The 3,462-nt window shown below is 65.0% G+C and carries 2 protein-coding genes; both read right to left on the reverse strand.

Annotated elements, in window-relative coordinates; all coding sequences use genetic code 11:
• Positions 1-32 precede the first annotated feature (32 nt).
• Positions 33-1,505, reverse strand: a complete 1,473-nt coding sequence (coaBC, locus tag EN742_RS28510; RefSeq protein WP_210214484.1) for a bifunctional phosphopantothenoylcysteine decarboxylase/phosphopantothenate--cysteine ligase CoaBC — start codon at positions 1,503-1,505, stop codon at positions 33-35.
• Positions 1,506-1,932: 427 nt separating this feature from the next.
• Positions 1,933-3,462, reverse strand: a 1,530-nt coding sequence (ubiB, locus tag EN742_RS28515; RefSeq protein WP_128333544.1) for a 2-polyprenylphenol 6-hydroxylase, incomplete at its 5' end; no start/stop codon positions are given.

Consider the following 3,462-nt stretch of genomic DNA (forward strand, 5'->3'; position numbering starts at 1 on the left):
CTGCGGAGTAAGGCTGGCGGCCAGGAGGCCGCTCAGACCACGATGGTTTTCAGGCGCTCTGCAATCAGCGTGGCGAGCCGCGCCGCCACCTCGTCCTTGCTCAGTTCCGGCCATTCCTCGACGCCGGTCTTGGAGACGATGCGCACCTTGTTGCGGTCGCCGCCCATGACGCCGGTGGGGCCGACACCGCTTTCATGCGAGACATCGTTGGCGACGATGAAATCGGCGCCTTTCTTCTTCAGCTTGGCCTCGGCATTGCGGATCAGATCCTGTGTCTCGGCGGCAAAACCGACGACCAGCCCGGGGCGTTTCTGATGATGGCCGACGCCGGCCAGAATGTCTGGGTTTTCGACCATCTGCAGCGCCGGCGGCCCCTCGCCCGCCACCTTCTTGATTTTCTCGCCGGCCGAATTGGCGGTGCGCCAGTCGGCGACGGCGGCGACGAACACCGCCGCATCCGCCGGCAAAAGGCTTTCGACTGCGCCCTTCATCTCGGCGGCGGTCTGGACATGGGTAGTGATGACGCCGGCCGGATCGGCGATGGTGACCGGACCGGAGACCAGCCACACATCGGCGCCGAGCTTCGCCAACGCCGCCGCGATCGCATGGCCCTGCTTGCCGGACGAGCGGTTGGCGATATAGCGCACCGGATCGATCGGCTCATGCGTCGGCCCCGACGTGACGATGATCCTGCGGCCGGCCAGCGGCTTCGGCCTGCTGTCGAGCATCGCCTCGATGGCCGCCACGATCTCCAGCGGTTCGGCCATGCGGCCCTCGCCCGCCTCGTTGCTTTCAGCCATCTCGCCCTTGGCCGGCCCGACAAAGGCAATGCCGTCCTTGGCGAGCGTCGCCCGGTTGCGGCGCGTGGCAGTGTGCGACCACATTTTCGGGTTCATCGCCGGCGCCAGCAGCACCTTCTTGTCGGTGGCGAGAAGCACGGTCGAGGCGAGATCATTGGCATGGCCGTTGGCAAGCTTCGCCATCAGATCGGCGGTCGCCGGCGCCACCACCAGCAGGTCGGCCTCGCGCGACAGCCTGATATGGCCGACATCGTGCTCGTCATTGCGGTCGAACAATTCGGTAAAGACATGGTCAGCCGAAAGCGCCCCGACCGACAGCGTGGTGACGAATTCCTGCGCGGCCGATGTCATCACTACGCGCACCGCCGCACCGCGCTCGCGCAACCGACGGATCAGGTCGAGCGCCTTGTAGGCGGCGATGCCGCCGCCGATGATGAGCAGGATGCGTTTGCCCGACAACGAGCCACGCGGCGATGGCTTGCTGGAAACAGCGACAGCCGAAGTCACCTGCTGGTTTGAACCAGCCAGGGTGCGCAGCGTGTTCTCGATCTGCTCGATGCGGTCGGCCTGCCCTGCCCGACCCTCGACCGCCGCCCGGATCATCAGCCGCGCCTGTTCTTCCATCGAGCAGCCATTCTCCGCCGCGAGCTGCCGCAGCAGGTCCTTCACATCATCGTCGAGGTTGCGGATGGTGATGCTGGCCATGTGATTGCACTCGTCACGTCGTCACGAGTGCAATGATAGCAATGCAATCAATTGTGAGCAAACGTGACCGCAAAACGATGGCGAGTCGGTTCAGGTTTCTTGAGCCGGAGGAAGGCCTGCTAACTGCCCAGAGCCGCTCGTCGGTCGACTCGCCTCAACTACAATGTTGACGAAACCTGACCACTCGAGATGTCGTTGGGTTAGGGTAACGCGGCGACCCTCAAATTCGTGACCCTCGGTGATCACGATCCCTTTCCAAAGCTTTGGCTGTGAGTGCTCAAGCTTCATCTTGAAAGCGGCAGGCACCTCGCGGCGAGCCTCGCCTTCAATGAGCCACCCATAGCCATAGTTTGGCCTCACCTCTACGATCGGCAAAGTGTCCATGCCGCCAACGTAGTCCGTTCCTGTTTGACCGACCACTCGGCAATCACAAGATTTTCCACACGATATAGAGCAGCGTCAGTGCGATCACCCACAGTGCCACGCGACCGGAGCGGGTATGGCGCGCCTCGGCCTTGCCGATGGCGCGTGCCGTCGCCTCGTCGAAGCGCAGGCCGTGCTCGGCCATCAGGTCGATCTCGCGCGACAGCCGCTCGGTGCGGGCGGCGATGTCCGGCGCCTGGCGGGCCAACGCCAGCAAGGCCCTGGTGCCGTCGCGCGCATCGACCAGAAGACCGCGTGGGCCGAGATTGCCGGCGATCCAGTCGCCGACCACCGGCTCGGACGTCTTCCACATGTTGAAGGCCGGATCGAGCGTGCGGGCAACGCCTTCGACCACCACCATGGTCTTCTGCAGCAGGATCAGTTCGGGACGGGTCGCCATGTCGAACAATTCGGTGACCTCGAACAGCAGCGTCAAAAGCTTGGCCATCGAGATGGTTTCCGCCGGCTGGCCGTGGATCGGCTCGCCGATGGCGCGGATCGCCTGCGCGAAGGCCGAGACATTGTGCTGGCGCGGCACATAGCCGGCCTCGAAATGCACCTCGGCGACGCGCTGGTAATCGCGCACGATGAAGCCGTAGAGGATTTCGGCCAGGAACCGGCGCTCCTTTTTGCCGAGCCGGCCGGCAATGCCGAGATCGACGGCGACGATGGTGCCGTTGGCCTCGACGAACAGATTGCCCGGATGCATGTCGGCATGGAAGAAGCCATCGCGCAGCGTATGGCGCAGGAACGACTGGATGAGGTTGGCGGCGATCGCCCTGAGGTCGTGGCCTGCCTCCACAAGACCGGCAATGTCGTTCATCTTGACGCCGTCGACCCATTCCATGGTCAGCACGTCGCGCCCCGTCCGCTCCCAGTCGACCGAGGGCACGCGGAAGCCCGGATCGTCCTTGGTATTCTCGCCGAGCTCGGAGAGCGCCGCTGCCTCGAGCCTCAGATCCATCTCGATCTTGGTTGTCTGCGCCAGCGTCTCGGTCACTTGGACCGGCCGCAACCGGCGCGACGAGGGGATGTATTTTTCCTGCAAACGGGCGGCCAGGAAATAGCTTTCGAGGTCGTGGAAGAAGCGGCGGCGCACGCCCGGCCGGATTACCTTCACCGCCACCCGGGAGGCAACCCCATCGTTCACGGTCTCGGCACTGTGCACCTGGGCGATCGAGGCGGCCGCGACGGCGCCGTCGAAGCTGGCGTAGAGATCGCCGACCTTGCGCCCGAGCGAGGCCTCGATGGCGGCGATCGCCTCGGCCTGCGGGAACGTATGCATCTTGTCCTGCAGCAAAGCGAGGTCGAGCGCCATGTCATTGCCGACGACATCGGGCCGTGTCGCCAGGAACTGGCCGAGCTTGACGTAGGAGGGTCCGAGCCGCACCACTGCCTTGGCCAGCCGGTCGCCACGCTTGTAGGCCAGCGCGCGGCGGCGAGTGAACAGGCGGGCCAGCCGCCAGCCGAACTTCGGCAGGCCGTCGAGCTCCTCGCCCGGCAACGCCGAGACGACGCCCTCGCGGACCAGCAC

Origin of the sequence: Mesorhizobium sp. M4A.F.Ca.ET.020.02.1.1 (assembly GCF_004022645.1) — a bacterium.
In the GTDB taxonomy this organism is placed as follows: domain Bacteria; phylum Pseudomonadota; class Alphaproteobacteria; order Rhizobiales; family Rhizobiaceae; genus Mesorhizobium.

Bases quoted from the DNA above. Each gene is read 5' to 3' on its own strand.
- coaBC (WP_210214484.1), bottom strand. From the start codon at position 1,505: ATGGCCAGCATCACCATCCGCAACCTCGACGATGATGTGAAGGACCTG.